General features: G+C 49.8%; 25 protein-coding genes and 2 pseudogenes. 16 read left to right on the top strand and 11 right to left on the bottom strand.

The annotated features are described in order from the left end of the window. Position 1: 1 nt before the first annotated feature. Positions 2-634 (bottom strand): HD-GYP domain-containing protein, encoded by a 633-nt coding sequence (locus NYE74_RS20895; protein WP_278739839.1) that lies wholly within the window; start codon positions 632-634, stop codon positions 2-4. 214 nt (positions 635-848) lie between these two features. On the opposite strand from NYE74_RS20895, the gene NYE74_RS20890 reads away from it, so the two are divergent. Then, positions 849-1,817 (top strand): tyrosine-type recombinase/integrase, encoded by a 969-nt coding sequence (locus tag NYE74_RS20890; protein WP_036623260.1) that lies wholly within the window; start codon positions 849-851, stop codon positions 1,815-1,817. Positions 1,818-2,721: 904 nt separating this feature from the next. On the opposite strand, the pseudogene NYE74_RS20885 reads toward NYE74_RS20890, so the two are convergent. From NYE74_RS20885 to NYE74_RS20870, 4 genes and pseudogenes are all read right to left on the bottom strand, one after another. After that, positions 2,722-3,255, bottom strand: a pseudogene (locus NYE74_RS20885) (EamA family transporter); the annotation flags it as partial. 208 nt (positions 3,256-3,463) lie between these two features. Further along, on the bottom strand, positions 3,464-4,186 hold the full coding sequence (locus NYE74_RS20880) for an expansin EXLX1 family cellulose-binding protein (RefSeq protein WP_036623254.1): 723 nt from the start codon (positions 4,184-4,186) through the stop codon (positions 3,464-3,466). A 97-nt stretch (positions 4,187-4,283) separates the two neighbouring features. Continuing rightward, the gene (locus tag NYE74_RS20875; protein ID WP_036623250.1) at positions 4,284-4,514 is read right to left on the bottom strand and encodes a non-oxidative hydroxyarylic acid decarboxylases subunit D; all 231 of its coding nucleotides are present in this window, start codon (positions 4,512-4,514) and stop codon (positions 4,284-4,286) included. Positions 4,515-4,554: 40 nt separating this feature from the next. Next, complete coding sequence (locus NYE74_RS20870; protein WP_341005168.1) at positions 4,555-5,979, bottom strand: non-oxidative hydroxyarylic acid decarboxylases subunit C; 1,425 nt, start codon at positions 5,977-5,979, stop codon at positions 4,555-4,557. Positions 5,980-6,124: 145 nt separating this feature from the next. Between NYE74_RS20870 and NYE74_RS20865 the strand changes: the two genes are divergently transcribed. Continuing rightward, entirely contained in the window at positions 6,125-7,003 is an 879-nt protein-coding gene (locus NYE74_RS20865) for a LysR family transcriptional regulator (RefSeq protein ID WP_036623246.1), read from the top strand. A 312-nt stretch (positions 7,004-7,315) separates the two neighbouring features. Further along, positions 7,316-8,752: a hypothetical protein gene (locus NYE74_RS20860; protein ID WP_036623245.1), complete on the top strand. Its 1,437-nt coding sequence runs from the start codon at positions 7,316-7,318 to the stop codon at positions 8,750-8,752. Between the two features lie 113 nt (positions 8,753-8,865). Here NYE74_RS20860 and NYE74_RS20855 read toward each other — a convergent pair whose 3' ends face one another. Next, on the bottom strand, positions 8,866-9,228 hold the full coding sequence (locus tag NYE74_RS20855) for a winged helix-turn-helix transcriptional regulator (RefSeq protein WP_036623243.1): 363 nt from the start codon (positions 9,226-9,228) through the stop codon (positions 8,866-8,868). A gap of 158 nt (positions 9,229-9,386) precedes the next feature. Between NYE74_RS20855 and NYE74_RS20850 the strand changes: the two genes are divergently transcribed. Beyond that, a complete protein-coding gene (locus NYE74_RS20850) occupies positions 9,387-10,016 on the top strand; it encodes a TetR/AcrR family transcriptional regulator (RefSeq protein ID WP_036623240.1) in 630 nt (209 codons plus the stop codon). A 491-nt stretch (positions 10,017-10,507) separates the two neighbouring features. Here the strand turns inward: NYE74_RS20850 and NYE74_RS20845 are convergent, their stop codons facing one another. After that, on the bottom strand, positions 10,508-11,503 hold the full coding sequence (locus tag NYE74_RS20845) for a phosphotransferase (RefSeq protein ID WP_036623236.1): 996 nt from the start codon (positions 11,501-11,503) through the stop codon (positions 10,508-10,510). Between the two features lie 481 nt (positions 11,504-11,984). On the opposite strand from NYE74_RS20845, the gene NYE74_RS20840 reads away from it, so the two are divergent. Then, on the top strand, positions 11,985-12,611 hold the full coding sequence (locus NYE74_RS20840; protein ID WP_341005167.1) for a DUF2628 domain-containing protein: 627 nt from the start codon (positions 11,985-11,987) through the stop codon (positions 12,609-12,611). Positions 12,612-12,744: 133 nt separating this feature from the next. Here NYE74_RS20840 and NYE74_RS20835 read toward each other — a convergent pair whose 3' ends face one another. Next, the gene (locus NYE74_RS20835) at positions 12,745-13,638 is read right to left on the bottom strand and encodes a LysR family transcriptional regulator (RefSeq protein WP_341005166.1); all 894 of its coding nucleotides are present in this window, start codon (positions 13,636-13,638) and stop codon (positions 12,745-12,747) included. A gap of 224 nt (positions 13,639-13,862) precedes the next feature. On the opposite strand from NYE74_RS20835, the gene NYE74_RS20830 reads away from it, so the two are divergent. Then, positions 13,863-14,777: an NADP-dependent oxidoreductase gene (locus NYE74_RS20830; RefSeq protein ID WP_036623233.1), complete on the top strand. Its 915-nt coding sequence runs from the start codon at positions 13,863-13,865 to the stop codon at positions 14,775-14,777. 199 nt (positions 14,778-14,976) lie between these two features. Here the strand turns inward: NYE74_RS20830 and NYE74_RS20825 are convergent, their stop codons facing one another. Together NYE74_RS20825 and NYE74_RS20820 are read right to left on the bottom strand one after the other, a co-directional pair. Next, positions 14,977-15,336, bottom strand: a complete 360-nt coding sequence (locus tag NYE74_RS20825; protein ID WP_036623231.1) for a hypothetical protein — start codon at positions 15,334-15,336, stop codon at positions 14,977-14,979. Positions 15,337-15,415: 79 nt separating this feature from the next. Beyond that, the gene (locus NYE74_RS20820; RefSeq protein WP_124332189.1) at positions 15,416-15,844 is read right to left on the bottom strand and encodes a hypothetical protein; all 429 of its coding nucleotides are present in this window, start codon (positions 15,842-15,844) and stop codon (positions 15,416-15,418) included. Positions 15,845-16,016: 172 nt separating this feature from the next. Between NYE74_RS20820 and NYE74_RS20815 the strand changes: the two are divergent. Continuing rightward, positions 16,017-16,193: pseudogene (locus tag NYE74_RS20815) on the top strand (GNAT family N-acetyltransferase); the annotation flags it as partial. A gap of 79 nt (positions 16,194-16,272) precedes the next feature. On the opposite strand, the gene NYE74_RS20810 reads toward NYE74_RS20815, so the two are convergent. After that, a complete protein-coding gene (locus NYE74_RS20810) occupies positions 16,273-16,779 on the bottom strand; it encodes a DinB family protein (protein WP_036623230.1) in 507 nt (168 codons plus the stop codon). 597 nt (positions 16,780-17,376) lie between these two features. Here NYE74_RS20810 and NYE74_RS20805 point away from each other — a divergent pair. The 9 genes from NYE74_RS20805 (at position 17,377) to NYE74_RS20765 (ending at position 26,535) form a co-directional block, all read left to right on the top strand. Next, on the top strand, positions 17,377-18,333 hold the full coding sequence (locus NYE74_RS20805; protein WP_155620617.1) for an SDR family NAD(P)-dependent oxidoreductase: 957 nt from the start codon (positions 17,377-17,379) through the stop codon (positions 18,331-18,333). 289 nt (positions 18,334-18,622) lie between these two features. Beyond that, positions 18,623-18,931 carry a thioredoxin gene (trxA, locus tag NYE74_RS20800; protein WP_036628220.1) on the top strand — a complete coding sequence of 103 codons (309 nt, stop codon included), beginning with the start codon at positions 18,623-18,625 and terminating at the stop codon, positions 18,929-18,931. A gap of 544 nt (positions 18,932-19,475) precedes the next feature. Further along, positions 19,476-19,712, top strand: a complete 237-nt coding sequence (locus tag NYE74_RS20795; protein ID WP_124332186.1) for a hypothetical protein — start codon at positions 19,476-19,478, stop codon at positions 19,710-19,712. A gap of 103 nt (positions 19,713-19,815) precedes the next feature. Then, positions 19,816-20,217, top strand: a complete 402-nt coding sequence (locus NYE74_RS20790) for an Rrf2 family transcriptional regulator (RefSeq protein WP_341005165.1) — start codon at positions 19,816-19,818, stop codon at positions 20,215-20,217. An 81-nt stretch (positions 20,218-20,298) separates the two neighbouring features. Then, positions 20,299-21,195: a class I SAM-dependent methyltransferase gene (locus tag NYE74_RS20785; RefSeq protein WP_036623228.1), complete on the top strand. Its 897-nt coding sequence runs from the start codon at positions 20,299-20,301 to the stop codon at positions 21,193-21,195. Positions 21,196-21,423: 228 nt separating this feature from the next. Beyond that, positions 21,424-21,993 (top strand): TetR/AcrR family transcriptional regulator, encoded by a 570-nt coding sequence (locus tag NYE74_RS20780; RefSeq protein WP_341005164.1) that lies wholly within the window; start codon positions 21,424-21,426, stop codon positions 21,991-21,993. Between the two features lie 137 nt (positions 21,994-22,130). After that, positions 22,131-23,252 (top strand): NADH-dependent flavin oxidoreductase, encoded by a 1,122-nt coding sequence (locus NYE74_RS20775; RefSeq protein ID WP_036623224.1) that lies wholly within the window; start codon positions 22,131-22,133, stop codon positions 23,250-23,252. A gap of 73 nt (positions 23,253-23,325) precedes the next feature. Further along, complete coding sequence (locus NYE74_RS20770; protein WP_341005163.1) at positions 23,326-25,578, top strand: excinuclease ABC subunit UvrA; 2,253 nt, start codon at positions 23,326-23,328, stop codon at positions 25,576-25,578. A 42-nt stretch (positions 25,579-25,620) separates the two neighbouring features. Continuing rightward, entirely contained in the window at positions 25,621-26,535 is a 915-nt protein-coding gene (locus NYE74_RS20765; RefSeq protein ID WP_036623221.1) for a helix-turn-helix transcriptional regulator, read from the top strand. The last annotated feature ends 42 nt before the right edge of the window (positions 26,536-26,577 follow it).

Here is a 26,577-nt window from a genome sequence, read left to right as displayed (position 1 = left end):
CCTACCTTTCTTGAAAAAATCCGAAATAAGACGTGTCCGACTCAAGCAGTTCAAGTGTCAGGCGGGTGATATCAGGATCGAACTGGATGGCTCTGTTCCGCCATAGCTCCTGCTTGATCTGTTCCAATGGCAAACTTTGACGGTATGGACGTGCGCTCATCATGGCGTCAAAGGCATCGGCTACAGAGCAGATGCGGGCCAATAATGGAATGTCCTGTTCTCTCAATCCATAGGGGTAACCTTGCCCATCCCAACGCTCATGATGATAAAGAATTACTTCGATGACCGGTTCTTCAAATTCGGAGATGTTATGTAAAAGGTCGGCGCCCACCTGCGGATGGAGTTTGATAATTTTCCATTGGCGCGGGGTAAGGGGCGCAGCCTGCTCCAGCACATCCAAAGGCAGCATGATTTTCCCCAGATCATGAAGAAAGCAGCCGCGCAGCAAGTTTTCTTTATCGCATTCCTCCAGATTCATCTCCGTGGCTATACGTTCCGCCAGCATAGCTACCCGTATGCTATGCCGATAGACTTCAGGACGTTTTGCGCGCATAAAGTTGATCAACTGAATCAGTGATGTTGAATCTTGCTGTACCATAACCTGATTGTCAATAAATTTCTGCAAGGAGCTCATGGTGTTCTCTCCTTTTCTTGTGACATATTTGAAAAATAGAAGCCATCCAAGTTACGGCGTTGGCCTTGGTGAAAAGCCCTCCTTTCCTTTAAAACATAACCTCCGGCAGACCTGTGAATGTCTTTCCTCCTGCGCTGGTCCAAGGGCTAGTGAACAAAGTCCATAGCAGGTCGTATAATGATAATTATCCGACAAAATTTGGGGAGGATGGATAATGACTACCAATAGCAACAAGAATGCTGCAAATCAGTTGACTATGCTGCATACGAACTTGAATAACTTTAGCGACGAAAAAATCGTGCACATGTTTGTGAGTGCCTGCTGTACGGCAGACAATACGAGGAGGAGCTACTTGAGGGCAATCCATTGTTTTCGGGAGTTCATCGGGTTCAAGAAGCTTGATTCGGTAACATGGAGAGAGATTGAGGCCTTCAAGCTGTACCTGCAGCAACGCGAGAAAGTAACCTCCAAACGCGCATTGGCCCCGGCTAGCATCGCCGCTTTTATTGCTCCGCTAAAATCGCTGTACAAGTGGGGGAGCGACAGCAACGTAGGTTTTTTTGAAAAGAATCCTACAACGAATGTGCGTTTGCCGGTAATTCAGGTGACCAGCCACCGTAACTTTTTAACCAAAAAGGAAGTAGGATTGTTGCTTAAGCATTTGCAGCAGCAAAGCCAAAGAAATTATTTGATGGGGCTTTCGCTTGTATTGCTTGGTCTGCGGGTGTCCGAACTGAATTCGGTGTACTGGGGAAATTTCCATACTGATCCTATGGAGACCAGCGTTTGGCTTACGCTTCACTATACAAAAGGAGGGAGGACAAGAGAAATAAAGGTGCCCCAGCATTTATGGGAAATATTTGCGGAATATGCAAGGGGTCTAGCCGGTGGCGCGGAACCACCCGATACGCTCAGGCTGTTTCCTATTTCTACGAGACAAATTGAACGTATCATTCGTAAAGCCGGGGAAAGCTGCGGCATTACAAAAAAGCTTACGCCCCACTGGCTGCGGCATACCAACGCAACCTTGGCTTTGCTGGGAGGAGCTTCGCTTCAGCAAGTGCAGGAAACGCTTGGGCATGCGCATATCAATACGACTCAGCGATATTTGCATACTGTAGAGCAAATGAAAAAAGCAGCTCCGGATTATGTACAGGACTGCTTAAAGGAATTTATTAACTGACGTACTATGCAAAAGCGTGCTATTTGGCCTATAATTTGATTAAGCGCTCCGCAAAATTTTATTTTTTTCTACATTTTTACCCATGTCTTTTGTCGGATAATTATCATTATGCGACCTTTTTCATCATCATTACTATTTTAGGCTGTTTTCTCATTCTTTAAGCAACATATTGCTCAAGTTAATTATTTACAATTTGTACATATTGGCGATACCGTCCGAGAAGTTTGTTGCGATGGTCCTTCGCAGTTTTATCGGTTTACCGGCAGTTTTTTTTGTCAAGCGAGTCCTAGATTATGTCATGGGAGCTCGCTTGATTTATTAACTCAACATTCGCAGAGCAAAAATCGGCTTGAGTCCCTGAGCTGAAGGTATTCAAAGAATTAAGAGTGGCAAGAAACGCGGAAGGGCGTTGAAAGCTTGAGGCATGGGGGGGAGGCGCGGCAGATCAACACTCGCGTCCGGAGACTTTGCACGATTATCCCGTTTGATCAGATAGCAGAGAGAAAGACAAGCTTGGGAGAAAAAAATATTTGGTGGAGAAGCAGATAGGTTCGAGATAATTTAGACGGGCTTAAGAGAAGGAATAAGGTTTAGGGGAGGTGAAACAGACCGGACAAGAGATCAAGTAACGGCTGCTGAATGGCTGAAGATCCGTTCCCGCATTGATCTCCATGTTTGCTCTCTCCCAAAGATTGAGAATTTTCGAACATAAGTCGACTTATTTTCATTATACAAAACATACGTTCCCTTATCAAGCCGAAAATGTCACCTGAACCGCCTCATTTTCCCCTCTCTTTTTCTTCTCACTTTTTTTGGAACCCTTGCTCTAGCCTCCTTCCCCCGTTCCCTGAACGAAAGGAATAATCGTGCAAAGGCAAGCGGCAGGCTGGAACATCAAGTGGAAAATGGTTCCTAATCCAAAACCAACATGCGGCATGCCGATTGAAAACAAAAGGGGAGGAAGGACGACCCCGAATACTCCCAGAGCTAATCCATAGGGGATCAACCCCATTTAAACATCCAAGTCCAATAAAAACGTAGGCGGAAATACGATAAATACGGTTAATACCCCTCCCGTGGAAAGAAGAGCGCTTTTTAAAATGGGAGGGGTTGCTTTTTCAACAGAGCTGCTCAAAAAAACGAATGTGGAAAAGGTTAATGCCGCAAGCATTCCCCAAATGCTTCCTGCCACGACAACGCCAGGCGTTCCTGAAACAGCATATTGGCCGCCAAAACGGAACCGACCAGAAGCAGCCCAATGGAAATAAGCTTACGCTTTGTCGGCTTTTTTATGGAACACCCACTCCAGCAGAGCACCGATCCCAATCCGGACAAGATTAGCTTCAATATTTGTATACGCGAAGAAATACTGTCCACCGGTTACTGCCGACACTGTGAAACCTGCCGAATACGCCAATTTGACAAAAGTGGACAATATTCCATAACAGCAACCGCCTAAAGGAGGTCAGGTGGATTGGCACATAAGTAGACGCATGAGTCTATGGTGGGACAAGAAACACAAGAAGCGGAAAGCTAGCCGCGTCAATGTCTTTGCCCTCCTACCTCTCGCTGGTCTGAAAACCGTATTGACTTGGGGTTAGCCGTATTGTCCAGGTTAAGCCGATTTTGGCTCTGCGAAAGTTCAATTAATAGGAGCCCGTAAATTGGACATGTCCCGGAACGATGTAGGCTTGGCTGGTGCCGTTTTCAGGCAGGGCGGGGATCGTATCGGTCAGCGTTTGACCCCTGATATCGGTGATGCGAATGGTCAGGTCTTTCGTACCCAGACCGGTTCCCAGAAAATGATTGTAAGGTTGCTTTTCGAGATTGACCCAGGTCCCGTTTTGCAGCACTTCCATTTTTAATACCGGGTATTTGTGGTTTCTGACTTGAATCGCCGCCCACCACTGGCTGCTGCCTTCTTTAATCCGGTACTGGACATTTCCGGTAATCGGCGCTTCAACCACTTTCCACTTGATATCAATTTTCCCGTCTACCATATTTCCGATTTTGGCAAATGCGTTAGGAGATAAGTCCAATGCACCGCTGGCCCCTTCAGGGTACAAATCGGTGACGTAAACCGTAGTGGTGCCGAGCGGTCCCTCCACTTCCAGGTAGGCCCCGGCGAGTGCGGCGTTGATGCCTCCATAGTTGTACTGTGCCGGATTCAAAGCGGTGATTTCCAAATCCGCCGGGATCGGATCAAGCAAAGCGGCGCCGCCTGAATAACCGGAGCCCGTGTAGGTCGCATATCCGGTGTACGTATCTTCCCAAGCCGCGGAAGCAGGCAGGGCAAACCCGATTAAACTTAACATTAAGGCGAGAGCCGGCACGCTTGTTTTCCAGCGGAATTTTACTTTTGTCATCATCATTCCCTCCTTTGGCAACCAGAAAAAATAGGTTATATTAAATCATTTCATGATCTGCCATATTTTTCAATAGGAATATTTAACCTAAAATATAATCCTAATTTCTTCTCAGCGGCGGAATCACCGGAACATGAGCGGCTTTGGGGATATCCGTAGGATCGACTTTAAAAGACGGGTTATATTTTTGCGGGTCCGTGATCGACTCCGGTTCTGTAGACCGCCAGATAAACAAGCATACCGGGCAATGATAGAGTTCCCAGGCTCCTTTTACCGGCGAACTCGCGAGCACGGACGCTTTTTCTGAATTGCAGCGCGGACAGGTTTTCATAGATATACACTCCTTTGTTGAATGGAAATGAGTCGCACGGTTATTTCTGTCTGAGCAGCTCAGCCAGCTTTTTCTCCCATACGTCCGTATTTAGCGGAGAGTCAAGCGGCTGCGAATAATGGCCCCGCGTTTCCGGCGCTTTTGGCGTGGTCGCATCGATAATCAGTTTATCGGTGATGCCGGCGGGGTCGGAACCCGGATCAAGCGGTAGAACGGACAAGTTCGGTAGGACAACGACGTCGTATTTCGGGTTCATTTTCGTGGAGATGGCCCACATGACCTGGGGCAGATTAAACGGGTCGACGTCCTCATCGACGACGATGATGACTTTGCAGTAACACAGCCCGTGCGGTGTTGTCAGCGCGCGCATGCCCACGGCTTTGGCAAATCCGCCGTAACGGGTTTTGGTGGAAATGACGGCCAGCAGCCCGTGTGTATACATCGCATTTACCGCCACGATTTCCTCGGGATAGGCGTCTTTCAGTTGCTGATACAGAGGAACGCAGGTATTGATCGCCATCATATAATCAATTTCCGTCCAGGGCATGCCGAGATACAGATGTTCAAAAATCGGGTTGGTACGGTGGTAAACCTTGGAGATCTTGATGATCGGCATCGCGCGGCCTCCGGAATAATGCCCGGTGAACTCGCCGAACGGACCTTCAAACTCCCGGTAGCGGGAGACGATTTCCCCTTCCAGCACAATCTCGGCTCCCCAAGGGACGTCCAGGTTTCCATGCTCCAGCCGGACAATCGGATAAGGCGCCTCCTGGATCGCTCCGGCCATTTCGTATTCGGACTGGTCGTACAGAATCGGCGAACCTGCCACGGTGGTAATCACCGGTTCGCACCCCAGCGCGATCGCCACTTTGAGATTTTGCCCTGTTTCTTCGGCCTGGCGGAGATGAATGGCAATGTCGTGCTGAGCCACCGGTTGAATGCCCAAGGTATCCTTGTTTTTCACCTGAAGGCGGTATACGCCGGCGTTTTGCTTGCCGAAATGTTCAGGATCGTATTGGTCCCGCGAGACTACGACGGCTTTATCGATGTAAAATCCGCCGTCTCCCTGGTTCAGCCGGAACAAAGGAAATAGCTCAAACAGATTGATATCTTCGGTGATTTGGTTTTCCTGAAACGGCGCCTTAGTCTCGCGTCTTACGGCAACCGGAAACTTGGCGAATCTGCGGGCAAATTCAAAAAACTGCTCTTTGACCGGCGTGTTTTTCGGCAGTCCGAGCATCAGCGCATGATTCTCCCAGGAGCCGATCATGTTCATCGCTATGCGTGCGTTGCGATAACCGTAAATGTTTTTGAACAAAAGCGCCGGCGAGTTTCCCCCTAAATTAGCCACAGCGCGTCCGGCCGCTCCAATGTCGGGTTCGGGCTTTACCTCTTCTTCAATGTTCAGCAACTGCCCTTCCTGTTCAAGTGCACTTAGAAATTCCCTGAGATCTTGATACGCCATAGGGCGGTTTCCCTCCTTAAGATGGATTGGTTGTTTATTAAATTTCTTACATACAAAGTGTAGAGCGGGAGTTAGTATAGTTAAAATATTTGTTGGCTATGTTGTCCATACTTTTTGGCTATATATGGATTGGAGGCGGCCTTATATGGATATCAGACAGCTGAAATACTTTGTGGCGATCGCGGAGGAAGGCAAAATTACGGCAGCGGCAAGAAGGCTGCATATGGCGCAGCCGCCGCTCAGCAAGCAGCTTAAGGGGATGGAGGACGAGCTCGGCGTATTGTTGTTTGAACGGCATAAACGGAAGGTGAGCCTGACTCCTGAAGGGGAAGTGCTCTATCAAAACGCTAAGCAATTGCTCGCCAGCTTCTCCGAACTGGTCACGGAAATGCGGGAAATGAACAAGGAGGCGCACGGATTCATTTCTGTCGGTTCAAGTCTGTACTGTGCGGCATTAATGCTGTCCAAGATGAGGCGCATGCGCGAAAAATACCCCGATATGCAGTATAAAGTCTGGGAAGGGGACCCGGTTCGCCTGGGAGAATTGATAGAGAACAGGGAGATAGAAATCGCGATTAGCAGCAGTCCGCTTCCGGTAAAGGGCCTGAGCTCGTTTCGCTTGCCGCCGGACCCTTTAGTGCTGGTGATTCCCAAGCATTGGAGCTTGGCGGACCGTGAGCGGGAAGCGGTTGGGTTTCAACGAATTGCCGATCTGCCGTTGATTGTGCTGCGCTCTGCCAGCAGTGATGGGATGTACGGGCGAATTATGAAGTGTTTTGCCGATCTGGGTGAGGTTCCGCACATTTTATGTGAATGCCATGATTCGGCGATGCTGCTCAGTATGGTTACCGGCGGATTCGGGGCGGCTTTGCTTCCTAAATCCGTTTTGGACTTAAGTCCGCCGGGCAACTACAAAGTTTTGCAAATCACCGACTGTCCGCTTTGCTCCGAGCCGTCAGTCATTTACCGCAGCAGCGGGTACTTGTCCAAAGCCGCCAAAGAATATATGGAGTTGTTTAAATGATTTTGCATTAAAACAACAAGTTCGGACGGTGATGGACTTTCCGTGTTAGTGTTGTGCTTTTATTATTTAGTCCAGATGTTTTATATTGATAATCTATGTCTATAGCTTAGTGAATTGCGAAGATAGATAAACTGCCAAACCTATCGGGAGCAGTATCAAAATGTATCCTACCTTACAAAAATGATCGGATCATACAAAAAAGTGCGTACTATTCAAGCACAGGGCAACCTGATAACCTACATGTAGAACGGTCGATCCAAAATTCGCCGAGTGCGACGGTCGTTTAAAAACATATAGGTGAGGTGCGAAAGTATGCAGGAATATCAACTTACTTTGAATGATAAGCGAATCGTATGGGGGAAGGCTATCGATATTGAGCCTCTCATTGGCAAGTATCCCGGCGATTCCATCAGACAGGGCGTAAACGCGGCTTTGGATTGGAATTTGCCCGCGGGAATATATCGGGCGAAAGAGATCGTTATGGAGCTCGATAAGATGCTCGAGGCGATGCTGGTACAGCTTGGAGAACCGGTGAACAGCGATCCGGCGGTGCTGCTAGACAGCCTTCAAGCCAATTTGGCGATTTCCGGACGCGTGTCATCTTTGCCGCTGGGGCCATTGGCGCTTGAGGATAAAGCCGGCGCCGAGATTACGGCTCAAGCGGTGCGCATCGGCGAGCAATTGGTAAGCTGGGCCAGGGAGATAAATGCCGGGAAAAAGACGCTCGCCAAGTATGGGCCGGAAACGCTCGGAAAGCTGGAATTTAGAAGCCATTGTTACGGTCATGCCTTGATCCCGGAGGCGATTGCTCAGGTTTGGGGACCCTTCGGCGGCCCAAGGGTCATGCAGATTTATAATGAATACCTGCACCAATTCGTTTTGCTGCGGGATGCCTTGCTTCCGTTCGCCAATTGGGAGGAGGTTCCGTTCGAGGTCAAGGAGTACGCGGAGTTCAAAGGGCTGCGTTTTCTGGAGCCGGCCCGGGAGATTTTTTTAACGCAATTACTGGGGAAAAAGTTGACGCACAAATCGATGGTCCAGTATGCGCAAAGTGTGGTCAGTTCAGGGTTAACCAAAGCCGGTTACGGCTTCCAATATCGTCTGGGAACCGTCTTGCCGGCGGGTTTGGGAGAGCAGGCCGGGACGGCGGCGCGCTATCTGCTGAAATGGCATCCGGTACAAACCATAGCGGCAGATGGAGCGGATGAAACACAAGAGTTGGCCGCGGTCTCCTTTGACTATGAATATGAAGATTATTATGCCGCGCCGCGCAACGAGGCGGGAAAGGGGGCACCGGTAAACAAGGAGGAAAGGCTTGCTTATTCCGGGGAGCATAATGATGAACCAGCCATCGCCCGGTTGTTGCCAAATAGGAGAGACGATCGAACAACCCTGCGGTTCAGCTTGAAAATGGAAGGCCGCGAGTTTGCGGTAGATCTCGGCCAGCTTTTTAGGGGCCAGCGGTTTTTATATCGTCCGCATGGGAGCGACAATCCCGATACCGCAGCCGCGAAGCGAAACTCCCTCAGCCGGCACCTTGCGGCAGACATTCTCTCGCATTCCGGTCTGGTGACGAACACCGATGGCATTCATTTTATTCCAACCGGCGGAAATGAACTTGTGTTATGGGCTCTGCTAGGGAAGCTGTATCCCGAAAATGTGGTTTTATTGGACAGAGGGAATCCAGAGGAACTGGAAGCGGCATATGTTTCCGGCAAGGGGTTCGGAACGCAATTTTTAGTGCTGTAAGTCTTGCTCGCAGCGCTTCTAAAGCGGAGCAAGGGCTGGGCGGCCAATACACGAAGGAAGCTTGTGATCACGGAATACGCGGTTAAGGGGGGCCCTTTAACCGCGTATTTTCCTTAAGCATGCTTATGATTGGTGTACGATACTTCATCGGGAAAGCTTTCGATATAGGTGGTGCCAAAATCGCATAACATCAAAAGCATGGGAGCCAATTGTTTGCCAAGCTCGGACAAATCATATTCCACTTTTGGCGGTGAAACCGGATAAACCTTGCGGATAATGAGCCCATCGTTTTCCAGCATCTTGAGCTGCATCGTAAGCATGCGCTGGGTCGCTTCAGGGAGCAGCCGCCGTAGTTCATTATACCGTACCGGGCCTTTGGCTAAGTGGTTCAAAATGGCGATTTTCCACTTCCCGCTGATTAAGCTGAGAACAATTTCCGAAGTACAGCGATAGGTTTCGTTTCTAAAGTTGATCATCTATCAACACATCCTTGTCAGAAGTATTGAAGCATTTAGTTTCTTCCTTAAGCTGAATTAAATTACGGATTGATCATTCCATATATTAAGTTGGGGCAGGCTCCCTTGTCAAGGAGTTGTGGATCGATTAGTATAAAAATCATAAGGGAGGTCATCTTATGCCACGAACGGGACGTCCACGCGCATTTAATCGTGACGAGGCAGTGGCTGCCGCCATGCTTCTGTTCTGGGAATATGGCTATGAATCCACTTCACTGGCTCAGTTGCGGGCGGGGATGGGAAATATATCGGCGGCGAGTTTTTACGCGGCGTTCGAGTCCAAGGAAGCGCTATTCCGCGAAGCGGTGGATCGATATATATCGACTTATGGACATGTTTCGGAAATTTTCAGGGATACGAGCATATCAGCGAAAGAGGCCATGGAGCTGGGATTGCGGCAATCGGCGCGAATGCAGACGGAGAATTCCCATCCTCGGGGTTGTCTGCTGGTTTTGTCCGCTGTAAACTGTTCCCCCGAGCAAAAACACATCAGAGAGATGCTGGCCAAGGAAAGGGAGCGGGTCCGCGGTTGGCTGAACGATTGTATAGAACGGGCCGTGGCCAACGGAGAGTTGCCCAAATTCACGGATACCTCCATGGTGGTTACGTTATTTGAAACATTTTTACGAGGAATTTCCACGCAAGCCCGGGACGGCGTTCCTTACGAGGTTATTGACGCAGCCATTACAGAGCTGATGAGCGTCTGGGATGCGCTAGCGGCCAAGCCGGGCGAGCAGGGGAGCGTTTGAGCGGGACAAATTATATGTCTAACCGCAGCAGTTGACTTGGGAATTACCTGTATTAGAAATGAGGAGAGTATGATGCTTCCATACACGGAACAACTGGGCCGTCTTCTCGGCAGCTATCCAAGGACTTCCGCAGCTATACTGGCTTCCTATTGTAAAGTTATTGCGTTATATGGTGATCGTGAAGATGCTGCGGCACTTTTCAGGCTTTTTCAGGAGCAGCCCGGAAATTATAGATATGTTATGCTGCTCGAACCTGTAATGAGATGCGGCGATCTGGAGCTTGCTGAAGAGATAGACCATACCCCGAGTGGGAAAACGATCAGGGTACTTCGAGTCGATTGTTACAGAAGTAATACCTAAATTTTGTGACAGAGGTGAATAAACATGCTTTGGACTCCATTATTTGAATCCGGGAAAAAAAGTAGAATAACAAAAAAGAAACCTGCGGATCGCAAGTGAAGTCCGAAGGTTTCTTTTTTTCATATTTCCGGTCACAGGCTGCGGATCCAATCGGCATGCGAGCCGATAAAACGGCATACGGCCGACGATTTTCTCGTTTGGTCTTGCAAGACTTGAGCCGGATCGAGTCCGGCCTGATAGCGGTGCAGGAAGTGCAGGAAGACGTCCAGCTTGCGGAGCTGGAGCAGCTCGGGCAGCCGTTCCAACTCCTCCGCCACAAGCGTGCGCACGCTGCGATAGCCGGCCAGCATTTCCTTCGCGACGGCTCTCGAGAGGCCGCCGGGAGCAGAGAGCTGCTCGGCCAGGCAGACGGCGAGTTCCATCGCCCGGAGATCGCGGGTGGCGAACTCGAAGTCAAGCACGGCGCGGATTTCCCCACCTTCCACGAGGACGTTGGAGTGCGAGAAGTCGCCATGAATCCATTGCCGCTCCAAGCGGCGGATGGATGCGGCCTGGGCGGACAACGAATTCAGGACGTCCAGCAGGAAGCCGGCATCTCCGGCCAGCGCGCTGAGAGCCGGATCCGTGTTATAGAGGCGGCGGGCGCTTGCCGCCGCTTCTTCAGTATCCGGGCCGAGCAGCTCATCGTAAGGCGGATAAGCGGGCGCGGCTGCAGGCTGCAGCTCCTCCATGGCCAACGTGAGCTCGCCGACGGCACGCCCGTAGGCGTAAGACAAGTCGTGGCGGCCGGCCGCCGGTTTCGCGCCGGGCAAGTACGCGAACACGGCTGCCAGCTTTCCGTCCGGCGCGGTCGTCCAGGTCCCGCCTTGTTTGGTATGAAGCGGGCAAGGGATTTGAAACGGCAGCGCTTGCCGCGCCAGCAGGAGCAGCAGCTCGTGTTCGGCCGCCAGCTTCAGGTCCGAACGATGGTTCTCATAAACGCGCAGAACCTGAACCTGTCCGTCCTCAAGGACGGCGTAGCGGGTGGTGTTGTTCATGCCGCTGTCGCGCTCTTCGATCCGCAGGGCGGGAGGCAGCGGATAAGCGGCCAGAATAGCTCGGTAGTATGATTGGTTTGTTGTGTCCATTTGTTTACAGGCTCCTTAGGTTGGTTCAGCAATCATTATATCATCGACTCTAAATGTTCCTTAATTGGCCCTACTATGACCATTAATTGCAAATCATACAACTAACTTTATATCCATTCACCCAATCCTTCGTTTAATTGCATTTCATACAGTTAGTTCCTCGTTTCTTTGCCTTATCTTAAAAGATGGCGGAGTAATTGCAGGTTTTACACTTAAACAAGCGCTGTGGCAGCATTCCCGGATTAGTAATTGTACATTTTACAACAATTCCATTCAACAATGAACCAAGAAAGCTGCAGTAGGCAGCAGGTACGCTCGAGTGGGGCGGCTCCACTACAACTGCTGCTATGATTCATAGTGACACTCTCCCATTTTGTAGTAGAATATGACTATAGTTCATATAGACTATTTCTAATAAAAAGTTTGTTAAGAATATGAACTTGTAAACGGGAGACATAATGACGGAGGAAGGAGAATTTATTTGGAAGCAAGGTATTGTTCTTCATGCGGACAGCGTACAAGTACGACAGCCCGCTTTTGTGAAAACTGTGGGAAACCTTTGGAGCACCAAGCTTATCGGCAGAAGGCAAATCAACAACAAACGCATCAAGGGCGAACGTATCAACTTCAAGCCCCCACTTGGAAAAATCACCAATCAAACTCTAATGATGTGCCTGAACTTGAATGGTTAAGGTTGTATACCCACGGTGATAAATATATTGAAAAATGGCGTAAAGATTCTAAATGGATTTGGCCGGCTTTTCTTTTTTCGCCTGTATGGTTCGGTTATCGAAAAATGTATGCCGAATGCGCGATATACATAGGAATCACCGTCGTGTTGGGATTGTTTGAACTGTTATTGGGCTTCTCGCTTAGGTATGCGCTTACAATAATCTTTATCTTAAACGGAATATTCGGAAATAAATTGTATTACCGCAAAGCCAAAAAAGAGATTGATCACATCCTTTTATTGCATGCAAATCCGGAAATTCGCCGTAATCTAATTCAACAAAAGGGTGGAACCTCCGGTTGGGGCATTGCCTTTGGAATAATTATGCTTCTAATCGGAGCCATTATCCTGGGATATTTGGAAGAGTTAACCTACTAAACGACGTTATTGCATAACTTGGCGCAAATGCGAGAAAGGACAGTTCTCTATAAAGAGGGCTGTCCTTTTTTGCTTTCTGAGGAGGAGGAGAATCAGGCTAGCGAGAGTTGATTTAGAATGCAGCCGCTAACCGTTAAATCTTATATTGTTTGGGCTGCTCCTGAAAGTAATCGACGACATAATCCCGGAACGTGCGCGCGGCAACGGAAAGGTAGCGGTCCTTCAGCCAGGCGATTTGATACGTGCGCCGGCAGTCGGGGTTTTCGATACGGATCAGCCGAAAGCCCATTTCCTGACCTTCAAAAAGGGTTTCCGGCAAGAAGGCGACGCCAATCCCGGTGCGCAAAAAATGAATGACTCCGGATAATTCATCGACCTCGCAAACCACATTCGGAGCGAAGCCGGCCTGCTCGCAAAAAGCGTCGGTCATCTGCCGAAAAGGATTTTGCGCATGAATGCAAATAAACGGATCGTCCGCCAGCTCGCTTAAGTCGATGTTTGACCGATCGGCCAAACGATGCGCCAAAGGCACGGCGATGTTGATATTTTCGGTGAGGAACGGAATCCCTTCAATGCCTTCTTCCTGCAGCGGAGGGAAGGTGATGCAAAAATCGATGTCCCCGCTTCGCAATTGCTTGATTTTATCCAGGGTCGAGGCCTGGGTGATCTGCAGTCTGGCCTTGGGATGCCGGGAGATAAACGAGCCGATGACGTCGGTAAAACATTTGTGCGTCGTGGTCGACAGAAAGACGCGGCCGCCTTCCAAACCGGCCAAATCCGCAACCTCCGCGCGTCCCTCTTCGATTAGAGCAAGGGCAGGTTCAATCTTTTTCAAAAAGGCCTTCCCGTATCCGTTTAGCTTAATATGCCTTCCATTACGGTCGAACAAAGGAACCCCCAAATCGGTCTCCAGCCGCGCGATCGTTTGACTCAGCGCGGGCTGGGCTATGCGGATTTCCTCCGCGGCTTTCGTCATATGCTCAAGACGGGCGACGGTCCGGAAATACTGCAGCTGCAAAAGTTCCATAATCTACACCTCATATTCATACACTCAACAATATAAAAAGATAAGGAAATATATATTATTCAATATACAATAAAGCTTTTACAATAGCCATAGATACGGACACTGACAATACGTCCAGGTCCCGGACAGGAGGTGAACGATGGAATGGCGGGCGAAATGCTCAGTCAGTTAATCAAATGGAACCGGGTCTTGAGAACGGTTCGGCAAGAGGAGGGAGAGAGGGCATGAAAGCTGCGGCGATTGCTTCGTTTGGGCCGCCGGAAGTGCTGAAGGTTATGGAACTGGAGAACCCTAAAGCCGGTAAAGGTCAAGTTCGGGTAAGGGTAAGAGCCGCCGGCGTTCAGCCGTTCGATTGTTCGGTTCGCGGCAGCGGATGGGCGCCGCCGGGACTTCAGATCAGCTTCCCGCAAATTTTAGGCAACGAGTTTGCCGGCATCGTCGATCAGGTTGGAGAGGGCGTTGCGGATTTTTTCACCGGAGATGAAGTTTTGGGTTGGGCGCTGCTGGCCTGTTATGCCGAGTTCGTGGTCGTTTCTGCCGATCAGATCGTGCGTAAACCAAACGAAATGCCTTGGGAAGAAGCGGGCGGCTTGCCGGCGTCGGGTCAAACCGCTCACACGGCGCTTAAGGAGCTGGGCGTCGGCCCGGGCGACACGGTATTGATTCACGCCGCGGCCGGCGGGGTAGGCACCTTCGCCGTGCAGTTGGCCAAAGCTTGGGGAGCCAACGTCATCGGCACCGCCAGCTTGCGCAACCACGATTATCTCCGTTCGCTTGGCGCGATCCCCGTCGCTTATGGGAACGAACTCGTGCAAAACGTCCGCGCTCTTGCCCCCAATGGGATGGATGCCGCCTTGGACGCGGCCGGAGAAGATGCGCTGCGCAGCTCTTTGGCGATTGGGATCGACAAGCACCGCATCGGCACAATCGTTTCATTCGAGTTGGGGGAGCGGCTCGGCGTGCGTGTTATCCGCAGCCAGCGATCCAAGGAGCGCCTGGCCGAGCTTGTCGACCTATATGTTCAGGGGAAGCTTCGTATCCCCATCCGTAAAGCATTTCCCCTCGAAGAAGCCGCAAACGCCCACCGGGAAGTCGAGTCCGGACACGGGTATGGTAAAGTCGTTCTTACGCTGAAGTAAAGCGTTAGAGAACGTCCTCTATAGTAAATCGTTGGGCTGTTTCAGTTCTATAAGGACTGAAATGATATCTTTAGTTGGGGGACGTGAATTAATGGGAAACGTAACCCCCTTTATTCCAGCAATAAATCGCTGCTAAAAATTACAAAATGAAAAAACCTCGTTCGCCAATTCTATAAACGAGGTTTTTTCATAGAATCTGTTACGCTTCTGTTTGAAAAGAAGCAAGCAAAACACCGCTGCGGTCGACCAAGCCAAGCTCATAGGCTCTTTCAATTGCAGCATAACGTTCCGTGGCGAAATCGCTAAAGCTAAGGCCGTTGTTTTGTTCATAAATACGATTGTTGATCACTTCGTTTTCGGAAACTGGCCTAGCGTATGCATGATTTACTTCCTGATCTTTTTGGATCGCCTCCATGAACTGTTGGAAACTCATGGAATTGCTTTGGGTTTCAGTACGTATACCGCGAGCTTGATTTTGAATCCGATTGACGAGAACAAGTTTCGTATATGCGGCAAATTCGGGCGTGAATTGTCCATTGACCTTCGCATTTATAGCCATTGTTGATCCTCCTTTCTTCGGTTGACTCATAACTTTTATCGGCGAGAAGTCAATGGAATATTATAGGTTAGTTTCTAAATTACGACACTGTGATAGAGATAAAATCGGTAAATGTTCTATGAGGAGTATTATAGTCTTGAGCGGAAGCCGAAAGAATACCGGTTGTTACGTCACTCAGATCAAAAGCGCGATAATGGACCGTCCCTATGACATACCCCCCTGAATCTGTTACATATTCGTTAGGCCGATCTTCTGTTGTTGGAACGAGTTCACCACCTTGACTGATGACCGGATAGTTCGGCGGCGCCCAGATCGTACCTTGACAATAAACTGCAATCACACACTCGGTTCCGGAAAGGTTTGAATTGCTCCCCTTGTAACCATTGCCATCGGACGTGATGCCAACAATGCTGACACCGGTCAACGGCGGAGTTGGTGCGGCAGATGCGGAAGACGGCAGAAGAAAGAAAGCTAAGGCCGACATTAAGGATATACCGGACCAAACCATCTTTTCATGTCCTGCTTGGGGCGAGTTGCAAAAGATGAGATCCGCCTAAGTGCCGTAATTGCTTTCAGCAAGATGCCAGCCGGCCGCAAGGCCGGTTTTGTCACGCGCAAAAAAAACTATGCCCGGTCAACTAACGTATATCCTTATAAAGGTATAAAGGAACGAATACCAGGGACAAGGGCTGGGGAGGGCGCTTTTGCGAAAGGCTTTGCGGTTTGCCAAGGATCGGGGGTATTCCCGGACAATCCTGTGCGTCAACGCGGAAAACGAGCGTGCCAAGGCGCTGTATCTCCTGGAAGGTTTCAAAGACGTGGAATATGCGGTCAATTACCAACTGGATTTAATGTAAGGTATGGATATCCCGGCAAAAAAGGGAATAGACCCTCGTGTCCTTGTCAGGAACGAGGGTTTTGTCTTTACAAACTTTGTTAAGACTGGGAGCGCGCCGCCTTCATCGCCGCCGTCTCTTCCTCGTTCGGCCCGTATACGCCCGGAGCCGCCAATCCCGCCTGACGCATCAAAATCGTGATTTGGGCTCGGTGGTGAATCTGATGGCGAACGAGCGTATTCAATACACCGCCAACGGTGGTGTCGATAAAGCCGAACAGCTTGATCGGCTCTTGCAGCTGGTCGTCCTTATCCGTCCAATTAGCGCTCAATTCCGTAATCGCCGATTCGCTTGCCCGGCGGTAGGCCTCGGCGATGGCCGACGCGGAACCTGCTACGGGCGTTGGGATCTCCTGCTGCAGCCCGATCTGATTGAAAAATACACCAACGCTCTGGGTGACATGCCAGGCGATTTCGCCAAGCGTACGCGGCTGTGCGTCCGACACTGCCTGACTCAGCGATGCGTCCGTCAATTTGTCCAATACTTGCAGCGTAAGCGAAGCCTCCTGCTTCCAATCGTTTAAGAATCCGTTAATCGTTGTATACATTTGCACACGCTCCTTTGTTCATAAAAATTCTAAAGCCTGTCTCTCTATTGTACTATAGATGGGAAAATGTTCAATTTTATTAGGTGTCCCTTTTGCTGCTGCTTAAGTGTTATACAGTGGAAGAGGAGGGATGCAGCTTAATGGGGGTTGTGGAAAAATGCGCCATGGAAGTCAAAGCGGGCGAAATCAATAAGTATGTACATATGTGTCGATTCGTCCTTCCATCCCTTCCGGCGGAAGCCAGACAACAAGCGAATTCGGATTCATGAATGCCTGATAGACGGCGGATGGCGGCGCTTTTAAAATTCGGGATGCGGTGTCAGTTCTGCTTGAATCGCTCTTCATTTATTACCAATCCTTTATTTTGAGAATTAGCACTATAATATCATCATTCTACGGAATATATTACTTATGAATTGCTAATTTGGCTTTCCTCGGAGGAATATAAATCGTTGAACACCCCGGTTCAAAAGCGCGTCCAGGTCGTCCGGAGGAACTGCGCTCAAAATAGTAATTGACCAATCAATAACAAAGTGATATATTGATTTCAAAGTTAGTGATTGATCAATAACAAAATTCATTAATGAGGTGATCCTGATGAAAAAAGCGATTGTGGTAGGAGCAACGGGAGGCACGGGGGCGTCGATCACGGAGGAATTGGTCAAGCGGGGGATTCGGACCGTAGCTTTCGGGCGATCCCGGCAAAAGCTGGAGCAACTGAAGACTAAGTTGGGACAGCCGGAGCATTTGACGATTGCCGTTGGCGATGCGTTCCGGACGGAAGACATCGTTTCCGCTGCGGAAGACGCCGAAGTCCTGTTCCACGCTGCGAACGTGCCGTACCACGAGATGGCAAGCAAGCTGATTCCTTTGGGCGAGTCGGTCATGGAGGCAGCCGAGCGGTTGGGCCTGAAGGTCGTCGCCATCGATGGCATCTATCCTTATGGGAGAAGCCGGATGGCCAGAGCAACCGAAGAGCATCCGAAGCAGCCGCATACGAAAAAGGGTAAGACCAGACTTGCCTTCGAAAAAATGCTGTTTGACGGCCGGTGGAAAAGAGCCAAAGTGCTGATTGCCCGCTTGCCGGATTATTACGGCCCCACGGCGAATGAAGCGTCTTATCTGGGCTCAACGCTCGAAGCGATCGCGGCCGGTAAGATGGCGTTTTTCATCGGCACCATGCGTGTTCCCCGGGAGTTCGTTTACTTGCCGGACGCGGCGTTCATGATCGTGGAAGCCGCCGGCCGGGACGATGCCTACGGACAGAATTGGCATATTCCGGGCGCGGGCTTAATCTCGGGCAAAGACATCGTGCGAATCGCCCGGAAGGCCAGCGGAAGTAGTAAGCCGGTGATTCCTCTCGGAAAAATCGGCCTATCTCTGCTCGGAATGGGTGTGCCGGTTATGAAGGAAGTGGTGGAAATGCTCTATTTGACCGTAGAACCGGTGGTCTTGAGCGGGGATAAATACAAACGTCTGATTGGACCGATACGTTCAACGCCCTTCGAGCAAGGAATCACGGATACGATTCGCGCTTTACAGGAAAATAAGTGATCAATCAATAATAGCTTTGTCTTCGCATACGGAAATCTTCGTCCATACCCCACAATTAAACGTACGGCGCAAGAAGAGAACGGCGTTCCAGGCGCTCTTCTTGCCGCCGCTCGCGGACGGTGTGGATAAAGCTATTTTTGTGTTGACAAAAGGATGGATAAAATATATTATAGATATGCAAAGTCCGTAATAGAAAGCGAATATGTTAACTGGGCAGCAGGAGTTATTTTTTTTGCAATATTACAGATATAAAATATCTATAATATATATATTCGAAAGGATGATCATGATGGCTATTAAGCACGCTACGGATTCAACTTTTAAGGAAATGGTGCAAACGGAGGGGGTAACCGTTGTGAATTTTTGGGCTGCTTGGTGTGGTCCGTGCAAGATGTTTGCACCTATTCTGGAGGAGTTTGCAAGGGAAGCAAACGGTTCAGTTAAAGTGGTCAAAGTGAATGTGGACGAAAATCCAGTAACTTCTTCGCAATTTCAGATTATGAGCATACCGACCACCCTGATCTTCAAAGACGGGAAGCTCATTAATAAAGAAGTGGGCATCTTGCCCAAAGGTGTCTTACAACAGCTCACTGCATAATAAACTGAAGGTGATGATTGCATTATGATGGTTGTCGCCTATTTTTGTTTGAAAAATGTGGGGGAGATCGAAAAAGCGAAGTTGGACCGCAGGTCGATCCTTTATTCTACTTTGGGATTCGGCGGCCTGTTGTACGGATTCAGCATCGTTGGCGAACAGGGAGTAAGCGCCCGTCTCTCATGTTCCATTATTGCGGTTGGGCTCATCATGGTGTTCTTGTTTGTGAAGCGTCAATTTGAGCTGGCTGTGCCTTTGCTTGATTTCAACGTGTTTCGGTATCCGCGATTTACATATCCTTCAATCATAGGCGTAATTTTGTATATCGTCATGGCTGGGGCGGAACTGCTGCTTCCGATTTATGCCCAAAATGTCAGAGGGCTGATGCCGAGAGAGTCGGGGCTCCTGCTTTTTCCGGGCGCTTTGCTTATGGGATTGTTCGGATGGCTATCGGGCCTTATGGCCGGGATGGGCTTTATGTTGACACCGATCACCGCTTTTGCCGTAGCAAGTCTTCCCAGTCCCCATAAGTACGTATGCTCCGCCTATGACGACGGCGATCCGTTTCTTGGGCATGTCCATGGGCGGGGCCTTGCTGATCACCATGATGACTTTTACTGCAGATGCCAGCCTGGCCGTTTTTCCTGTAAATATGCTCGAAGGGATTCATGCAGCGTTTTGGGCGCTAACTGCGGCGGCTGCGCTTGGTTTTTTTCTTACCTTCTTTATTCCGTTTGCTTCAGTTCAGCCGCAAGTACCGGAGAGCCGCCAGGCATCGTATTAACCTAGAGCTCGTCCATGTCCAATCATGATCATTAACCTTGACATCGCTCCGCATAAAAGTTATTTTGGATAAGTAAAGTCCTTGATTGAGGTGACACAACGCGATGAAGTTTTCCAAAGCGACGAACTATGCCCTTCATACCATGCTTTTTCTTGCCGCGGCCACTCCGAATAAGCTTGTTGGCGTACAGCAATTGGCGGAGCGGCAGGACGTTTCGCCGACGTATTTATCCAAAATACTAACCAAGCTGGTCAAGGCGGGAATGATTGAATCCACTTCGGGTGCTCACGGCGGGTACAGGTTAAAGCGGAACTGGGAAGAAATTTCGTTCCTGGATATAATTCATGCCATTGAAGGCACGGCTTCCTTGTTCGAATGCGAACTGAACCATGGATCGGAATGTCTGATCCAGAAGGTGATGGTATCGGCCGAAGAGCAGATGGAGGAGTATTTAAGAAACCAAAAAATGTCCGAGCTTGCCAAGAAAATAACGGTTGTTCTGTAAGGAACGACTGTTTTTTTGGATTTTATTGTAGATATAAAAAGTCTTTAAAATCTACTGAAGAGATGGAAGGAGATATGCAATATGAGGAATGATTTTTTTAATGAAGCCGCTTGGGAGCAAGCGTGGAAGGAAGATACGCATACCGCGGTGAACAAGATGAAAAACGCCGGGATCGATCCGGTCCGCACGTTTGACGATAAGGCAAAGTCATTCAACGAGCAAGCGTTTAACGAAGAGGGCAGACAAAGAGCAAGGCGGATTATGAATTGGCTGGAAGGGCAGGGCGTAACCTTCAAAGACAACACCATTTTGGACATTGGAGCTGCCTCGGGCGGATTTACGGTGCCGTTTGCGGAACGAGGGGCCCGTGTTACCTCGGTGGAACCTAATCTTTCACTGAGTGAGCTGCTGCGCGAAAATATTGCGGGAATTGCAAACGGGAAGGTGGATGTTGTAGCTGAGCCGTTCGAAGATATCGATATTCAAGCCAAAGGGTGGGAGAAAGCTTTTGATTTTGTATTCGTCTCCATGTGTCCGGTGATTGTCGATTGGGAAAGCGTGGAAAAGGTGCTGAGCTGCGCGCGGAAATTCTGCTATATCAGTCTGTCCGCGGGTTCCAGGGAACACAGTCTGGTGAACGAGATTTGGCCGCTGGTTACGGATCAGCCCATGAAAAACGAACATCTGGAGATGGCCTATTTGCTTCATTTACTCTATCTCAAAGGCTATTCTTATGAGTCGCTTGTTACCAAGGAACTGAAAACGACGGAGCTCTCCAGAGAAGCTGCCCTCCAGGAAGTGATGAACTGGCTGAAAATGTTTAATTTGCCTGCGGACGACCGGTCCCGGAACATTGTCGCGGATTATTTGGAACGGACTTATCCGGCGGACAAGGTGGAAATCCGGCAGGGCGGCCGTTTTGGCAAAGTGCTGATCCGCTTGCAGGATCAGAACATGTACACCAGGGAGCGTCCATAAGTCGGTGGGGGAAAAGCAGCGGCGGAACAGGGGGAACTTACCCGGTTTCCGCCGCAATCGCTTAATATCGCTGACCTTAAGGTCTGTGGTGTCCGTTAGAATTGAACTTCGATTTCCGGATCGTTCTGCTTAGGCGCTAAGGCCATCCATCATGGACGGCCTGTTACATTTTCATTCTGGACATATCGGTCCGAAATGGTATATACTTTGTTCGGGAGGTGGCACAATATGGTACGCCCGCGTAACTTCGATGAAGACGATGTGTTGAGAAAAGCAATGACACTTTTTAGGAGCAAAGGGTATGAAGCTGCGTCCCTGAGTGATTTGCTGCAGGCAACAGGGCTTAGCAAAAGCAGTCTTTATGAAACGTTTGGCAGCAAACATGATCTTTTTATTCGAGCATTTGCATTGTACCGGACTAAACGCATGGCTGGTCTAATCGATTGCTTGAACGACGAGAATGTGTACCGGGGGATTGAAACCTCCTTTCATGCGCTGCTTGACGGTGAGGGCAGTCAACTGGGCTGCATGACTTCGAATGAAGCGATCGAATTGGCTCCCCATGACGAGCAGTTCCGAAAGATGGTCGAAAGCGATTTTGACGATGTCGAGCAGGCTTATCTGGATGCCATTGAAAGAGGGAAAAGCAATGGCTCCCTCCCTACTGATATCGAATCGTTAAAACTTGCCCGCTTCCTCACTGTTTCTTTGCAAGGAATTAACGTCATGGTGCGAGCGCAATCCAAACGGGAAAGAATCGAGGATTCGATTTCGGTGATTTTGGAAAAATTGAAATAACCGGAGCGAGTTGCTCACTTTCTTTTTCATCGTTATGGACCGATCGGTTCGTAACATAGGCTAAGCCTGTTATTTTTTTGTCTATTATGGACCAATAGGTCCTTAATAAGAATATATACAGAAATGAGGAATGAAATATGAATCAAAAGTATGAATCCCTTTTCAAATCGTTTACCCTGTCTTCAGGTGTGCAATTGAAAAACCGGGTGCTTATGGCTCCCATGAGCATGACGGCATCCGGGGCAAATGGAGAATTGACGGATGTAGAGTTAGCTTTTTATAAAGCACGCGCTCAGGGAGTTGGGGCTGTAGTGACCGGCGCACTGGTGTCGCCAAACGGGAAGCTGATTGAACACGGTATTGGTATCGATAACGATACGCTGCTGCCTGGATTGCAAAAGCTGACGGTTGCTATACGGGAAAATGGAGCCAAAGCGATTGTTCAGCTTTATCATGGCGGACGCTTGAGCAATCCGGCCCTAGTCCCGGGCGGTCATATACTGGGCGCAAGTCCTGTCGCGGTAGAACGTGAAGGTGCAGCCGTTCCAAAAGCAATGACCGACGCGGAAATTGAAACCGTGATTGAAGAGTACGCTCAGGCGACGCGCAGAGCGATTGAGGCCGGTTTTGACGGCGTTGAAATTCACGGTGCCAACGGATTCCTGATGCAGCAATTCTTCTCCCCCCGCTCCAACCGAAGAGAGGATAAATGGGGCGGAACGTTGGAGAAACGCATGACTTTGCCTCTGGAAGTTGTAAGACGTGTAAAAGAAACGGTTGCAGCACATGCCACGTCGCCATTTGCCGTCGGATATCGAATCTCACCCGAGGAAAACGAAACTCCTGGAATCACTATGACGGATACACTTCATTTCGTAGATGTGCTAGCTGAACAAACCCTGGACTACATTCATATTTCCGTAGATCGTTTCTGGGCTGGCCCGAGACGGGACGACAGCATTAAAAAATCAAGAATCGTCATGATACAGGAACGAGTGGGCGACCGCGTCCCCGTGATCGGCGTCGGCGGGTTGTTGACTCCGGATGATGTCGTTCAAGCCCTGGAAACCGGCGTTCCTTTAATCTCGCTTGGCCATGCGATGGTTATGAATCCGGAATGGGTTGCCTTGGTGCAAAGCGGCCGTGAACAGGAAATTAAAACGACGCTTTCCCGTTCCGCGCAAAAAGAGCTGATGATTCCGGATGTTTTTTGGGGAATGATCACCAATACACCGGGCTGGTTTCAAGTGGTGGATTAAATCCCTGACAAATAGCTGTCAGGGTCTCCTCTTTATAATAGAAGCATCTTGGAACGAAAGAGGAGCGAGTGTCATGTCTTGGCAAGAATACATCGTTATACGGGGAGCGAGAGAAAACAACTTAAAAAATGTGTCCCTGCAAATTCCGAAGCGGAAAATTACGGTTTTCACCGGGGTATCCGGCTCGGGAAAATCTTCGCTTGTGTTCGACACGATCGGAGCCGAAGCGCAGCGGTTGTTGAACGAAACGTATACAGCTTTTATCCGCAATCGTCTCCCCAAATTTAAACAGCCGGATACGGATGCGATTGAAAATCTGTCGCCCGCCATCGTTATCGATCAAAGACGGCTGGGCGGCAACTCACGGTCTACGGTGGGCACCATCACGGATATTTATTCGATTCTGAGGCTCCTGTATTCACGCGTAGGCATGCCGTTTGTCGGGTACTCCCATGTGTTTTCCTTTAACGACCCGGCCGGCATGTGCCCCGATTGTCAAGGCCTTGGCAAAAAGATGGAGCTGGATATCGGCAAAATTTTTAATAAGTCCAAGTCCCTGAATGAAGGGGCGATTTTGTTTCCCGTATTTGCGGTAGGATCATGGTATTTGAAAACGTACACCCTGTCCGGCCTCTTTGACAATGACAAGAAGCTGGCGGATTATTCGGAACAAGAATGGGACATGCTGCTGTACGGCAAAGGGAAGAAGATTAAGCTGCCGTCAAAGGGAGGCCCGATCCAGTCCGACTATGAGGGGGTTGTTCCCAAATTTCAACGCCTGTATATTCAAAGAGACAGTAATGAATTGTCCGAAAGCACCAAACACAAGGTGGAGCGCTTCATCACCCAAGTCGAATGTCCGACCTGCAAAGGGACGCGTCTTAGTCAAAAATCACTCAGCTGTACGATAAACGGCTATAATATCGCGGAATGCGTGGCGATGGAGCTTGGCGAGCTATTCGAAGTCGTAAGCAGGATAGACGATCCGGTGGCGGCGCCGATGGTGTCCAGCTTGACGGAGCGGCTGCAGCATCTCATCGATGTGGGACTGGAATACTTAAGTCTGAACCGCGAAACGACAACCTTGTCCGGAGGCGAATCCCAGCGAATCAAGATGGTAAGGCAGCTCTGCAACAGTCTGACCGATATGGTGTACATCTTCGATGAACCGAGCATCGGGTTGCACCCGAGAGACATTCGGCGTCTAAATCAGCTGCTGCGAAAATTATGCGATAAAGGCAACACGATCCTGGTCGTTGAGCATGATCCCGATGTGATCCGGATCGCGGATCATATTGTCGATGTCGGGCCCCGCGCAGGAACCGAGGGAGGACGGATCGTATTTGAAGGCACGGTCCGGCAGTTGTACAACTCCGCTACGCTTACGGGTCAGCACTTGAACCGGCCATGGCCTTTAAAAGAAACGGTGCGCGCGCCGAAAGGACACTTTCGTATCGAAGGAGCCACCTCACACAACCTAAAGGACGTAACCGTTAGCATTCCGCAGGGCGTGCTCACGGCGATCACTGGTGTCGCCGGGTCAGGAAAAAGCTCGCTCGTCCACCATGAATTCATAACCAGGTATCCCGAAGCCGCGGTCATTGATCAATCGGCCGTACACACGTCCATTCGTTCCAATCCTGCGACTTATACAGGAATCATGGACATGATTCGAAATTTGTTCGCCAAAGCCAACAGAAAAAGCGCCTCCCTTTTTAGCTTTAACTCCAAAGGCGCTTGTCCGGACTGTCAAGGGTTAGGGTTCATTTATACGGATCTAGCTTTCATGGAAGGCATCAAGACGGCATGCGAGACGTGCGAGGGACGAAGGTTTAGGGATGAGGTGCTTCACTATAAATGGAGAGAAAAATCGATTACTGACGTTCTGGACATGACGGTGTGGGGGGCGCTCGATTTTTTTGAACAGAGAGAAATCGTTCAGCCGCTGCAAGCCCTAAACGACGTCGGATTAGGTTATTTGACGCTGGGTCAACCTTTGAACACGCTTTCCGGCGGGGAATGCCAGCGCGTCAAGCTGGCGAATGAACTGCACAAAGAAGGCCATATCTATGTGATGGATGAACCGACGACGGGACTGCATATGGCGGATGTCGGGCAGCTGCTGGCGATCATGAACCGGCTTGTTGACCAAGGAAGTACGGTGATTGTCATCGAGCATCATTTGGATATCATCAGACAGGCGGACTGGATTATCGATCTTGGACCGGAAGGCGGGAGCAAAGGGGGGCGCGTTGTTTTTGAAGGAACGCCAAGGCAGTTGTTGAATGCGAAAGGTTCCACCACCGGCATGTATATCGGGCAATGAGGAATGCGGCAACTCATTATCTCGGAGAAAGGAGGAATACGATTGAAGCTGGATCGCTTGCTATCCATCACGATGGCGCTGCTTGGCAGCAGGAAGCGGCTGACGGCCGAGGATTTGGCGGAGCGGTTCGAAGTCTCATTAAGGACCGTATATCGCGATATCGAGACGCTTAGTCAGGCCGGCATCCCCATCATCTCCTATCCGGGACCCGACGGCGGATACGAGATTATGCCGAGCTATCGGCTGGATAAACAAATGTTGACGCTTGAGCAACTGTATTCCCTCTATTCCGCCGTGCGGGGCATTCAAACGGCTACGGACAATCCCGATTTGACCGGGCTGCTGGAGAAAATCGGAGCTCTCCTGCCCGAACACTCCGCACCTCCTACGGCTGCAAGGTTGGACTTTCAACATGCTTCGAAGCCGGATGAGAGAGAGAAGATCCGCTCGCTCGATCTTGCTGTCCGCGAGCTGCGTGTGGCCGAGTTCGATTACATGGATTTCCGCGGGGAGGAGACGACCCGGACCGTTGAACCGATGGGACTATACCTGATGCGCGGAGCCTGGTATCTATGGGGATTTTGCCGTTTTCGCTCAGCGCTTCGGGTTTTTCGCTTATCCCGCATGAATCATCTGAAAGTGCTCTCGGAGAAATTTGATCGCCGCCATTTGACGATAGAAGATGTGGATAAAGGACGTCAAAAGCCTCCGGGCGGAGTAGAAGCCTTGCTGCAATTTCAACCTTCTGCAAAGACAAAGGTACGGGATGAATTCGATCACGGCCGGATCATCCTGAATGCCGACGGGACGCTGCATGTATCGGCTTATTATTATACGGTGGAACAGGCCGTTCAGCACATTATTCGATTTGGCGTGCAAGCGAAAGTGCTGGGACCGCCGGAGTTGATTCAGGCGTTCCGCAGCCATGTGCTGAAAATTGCCGGTTTGTACCCGTGAGAAAGTACAGAGGAATTTCTCTGATTTTGTCGAATCTTTATC

The organism is Paenibacillus sp. FSL P4-0127 (assembly GCF_038007325.1).
GTDB classification, from domain to species: Bacteria; Bacillota; Bacilli; order Paenibacillales; family Paenibacillaceae; genus Fontibacillus; species Fontibacillus macerans.
The sequence above is the reverse complement of the archived record's forward strand: the minus strand, read 5'-3'. Positions and strand labels throughout refer to the sequence as shown.

Coding starts and splice junctions, on each gene's coding strand:
- NYE74_RS20850 (WP_036623240.1), top strand. CDS start 9,387: ATGCCACGAACGGGACGTCCACGCGCATTTAATCGTGACGAGGCAGTG.
- NYE74_RS20835 (WP_341005166.1), bottom strand. CDS start 13,638: ATGGAACTTTTGCAGCTGCAGTATTTCCGGACCGTCGCCCGTCTTGAG.
- NYE74_RS20870 (WP_341005168.1), bottom strand. CDS start 5,979: ATGGCGTATCAAGATCTCAGGGAATTTCTAAGTGCACTTGAACAGGAA.
- trxA (WP_036628220.1), top strand. CDS start 18,623: ATGGCTATTAAGCACGCTACGGATTCAACTTTTAAGGAAATGGTGCAA.
- NYE74_RS20890 (WP_036623260.1), top strand. CDS start 849: ATGACTACCAATAGCAACAAGAATGCTGCAAATCAGTTGACTATGCTG.
- NYE74_RS20880 (WP_036623254.1), bottom strand. CDS start 4,186: ATGATGACAAAAGTAAAATTCCGCTGGAAAACAAGCGTGCCGGCTCTC.
- NYE74_RS20805 (WP_155620617.1), top strand. CDS start 17,377: ATGAAAAAAGCGATTGTGGTAGGAGCAACGGGAGGCACGGGGGCGTCG.
- NYE74_RS20795 (WP_124332186.1), top strand. CDS start 19,476: ATGACGACGGCGATCCGTTTCTTGGGCATGTCCATGGGCGGGGCCTTG.
- NYE74_RS20780 (WP_341005164.1), top strand. CDS start 21,424: ATGGTACGCCCGCGTAACTTCGATGAAGACGATGTGTTGAGAAAAGCA.
- NYE74_RS20820 (WP_124332189.1), bottom strand. CDS start 15,844: ATGGTTTGGTCCGGTATATCCTTAATGTCGGCCTTAGCTTTCTTTCTT.
- NYE74_RS20830 (WP_036623233.1), top strand. CDS start 13,863: ATGAAAGCTGCGGCGATTGCTTCGTTTGGGCCGCCGGAAGTGCTGAAG.
- NYE74_RS20825 (WP_036623231.1), bottom strand. CDS start 15,336: ATGGCTATAAATGCGAAGGTCAATGGACAATTCACGCCCGAATTTGCC.
- NYE74_RS20875 (WP_036623250.1), bottom strand. CDS start 4,514: ATGAAAACCTGTCCGCGCTGCAATTCAGAAAAAGCGTCCGTGCTCGCG.
- NYE74_RS20865 (WP_036623246.1), top strand. CDS start 6,125: ATGGATATCAGACAGCTGAAATACTTTGTGGCGATCGCGGAGGAAGGC.
- NYE74_RS20845 (WP_036623236.1), bottom strand. CDS start 11,503: ATGGACACAACAAACCAATCATACTACCGAGCTATTCTGGCCGCTTAT.
- NYE74_RS20895 (WP_278739839.1), bottom strand. CDS start 634: ATGAGCTCCTTGCAGAAATTTATTGACAATCAGGTTATGGTACAGCAA.
- NYE74_RS20770 (WP_341005163.1), top strand. CDS start 23,326: ATGTCTTGGCAAGAATACATCGTTATACGGGGAGCGAGAGAAAACAAC.
- NYE74_RS20855 (WP_036623243.1), bottom strand. CDS start 9,228: ATGATCAACTTTAGAAACGAAACCTATCGCTGTACTTCGGAAATTGTT.
- NYE74_RS20860 (WP_036623245.1), top strand. CDS start 7,316: ATGCAGGAATATCAACTTACTTTGAATGATAAGCGAATCGTATGGGGG.
- NYE74_RS20775 (WP_036623224.1), top strand. CDS start 22,131: ATGAATCAAAAGTATGAATCCCTTTTCAAATCGTTTACCCTGTCTTCA.
- NYE74_RS20785 (WP_036623228.1), top strand. CDS start 20,299: ATGAGGAATGATTTTTTTAATGAAGCCGCTTGGGAGCAAGCGTGGAAG.
- NYE74_RS20810 (WP_036623230.1), bottom strand. CDS start 16,779: ATGTATACAACGATTAACGGATTCTTAAACGATTGGAAGCAGGAGGCT.
- NYE74_RS20790 (WP_341005165.1), top strand. CDS start 19,816: ATGAAGTTTTCCAAAGCGACGAACTATGCCCTTCATACCATGCTTTTT.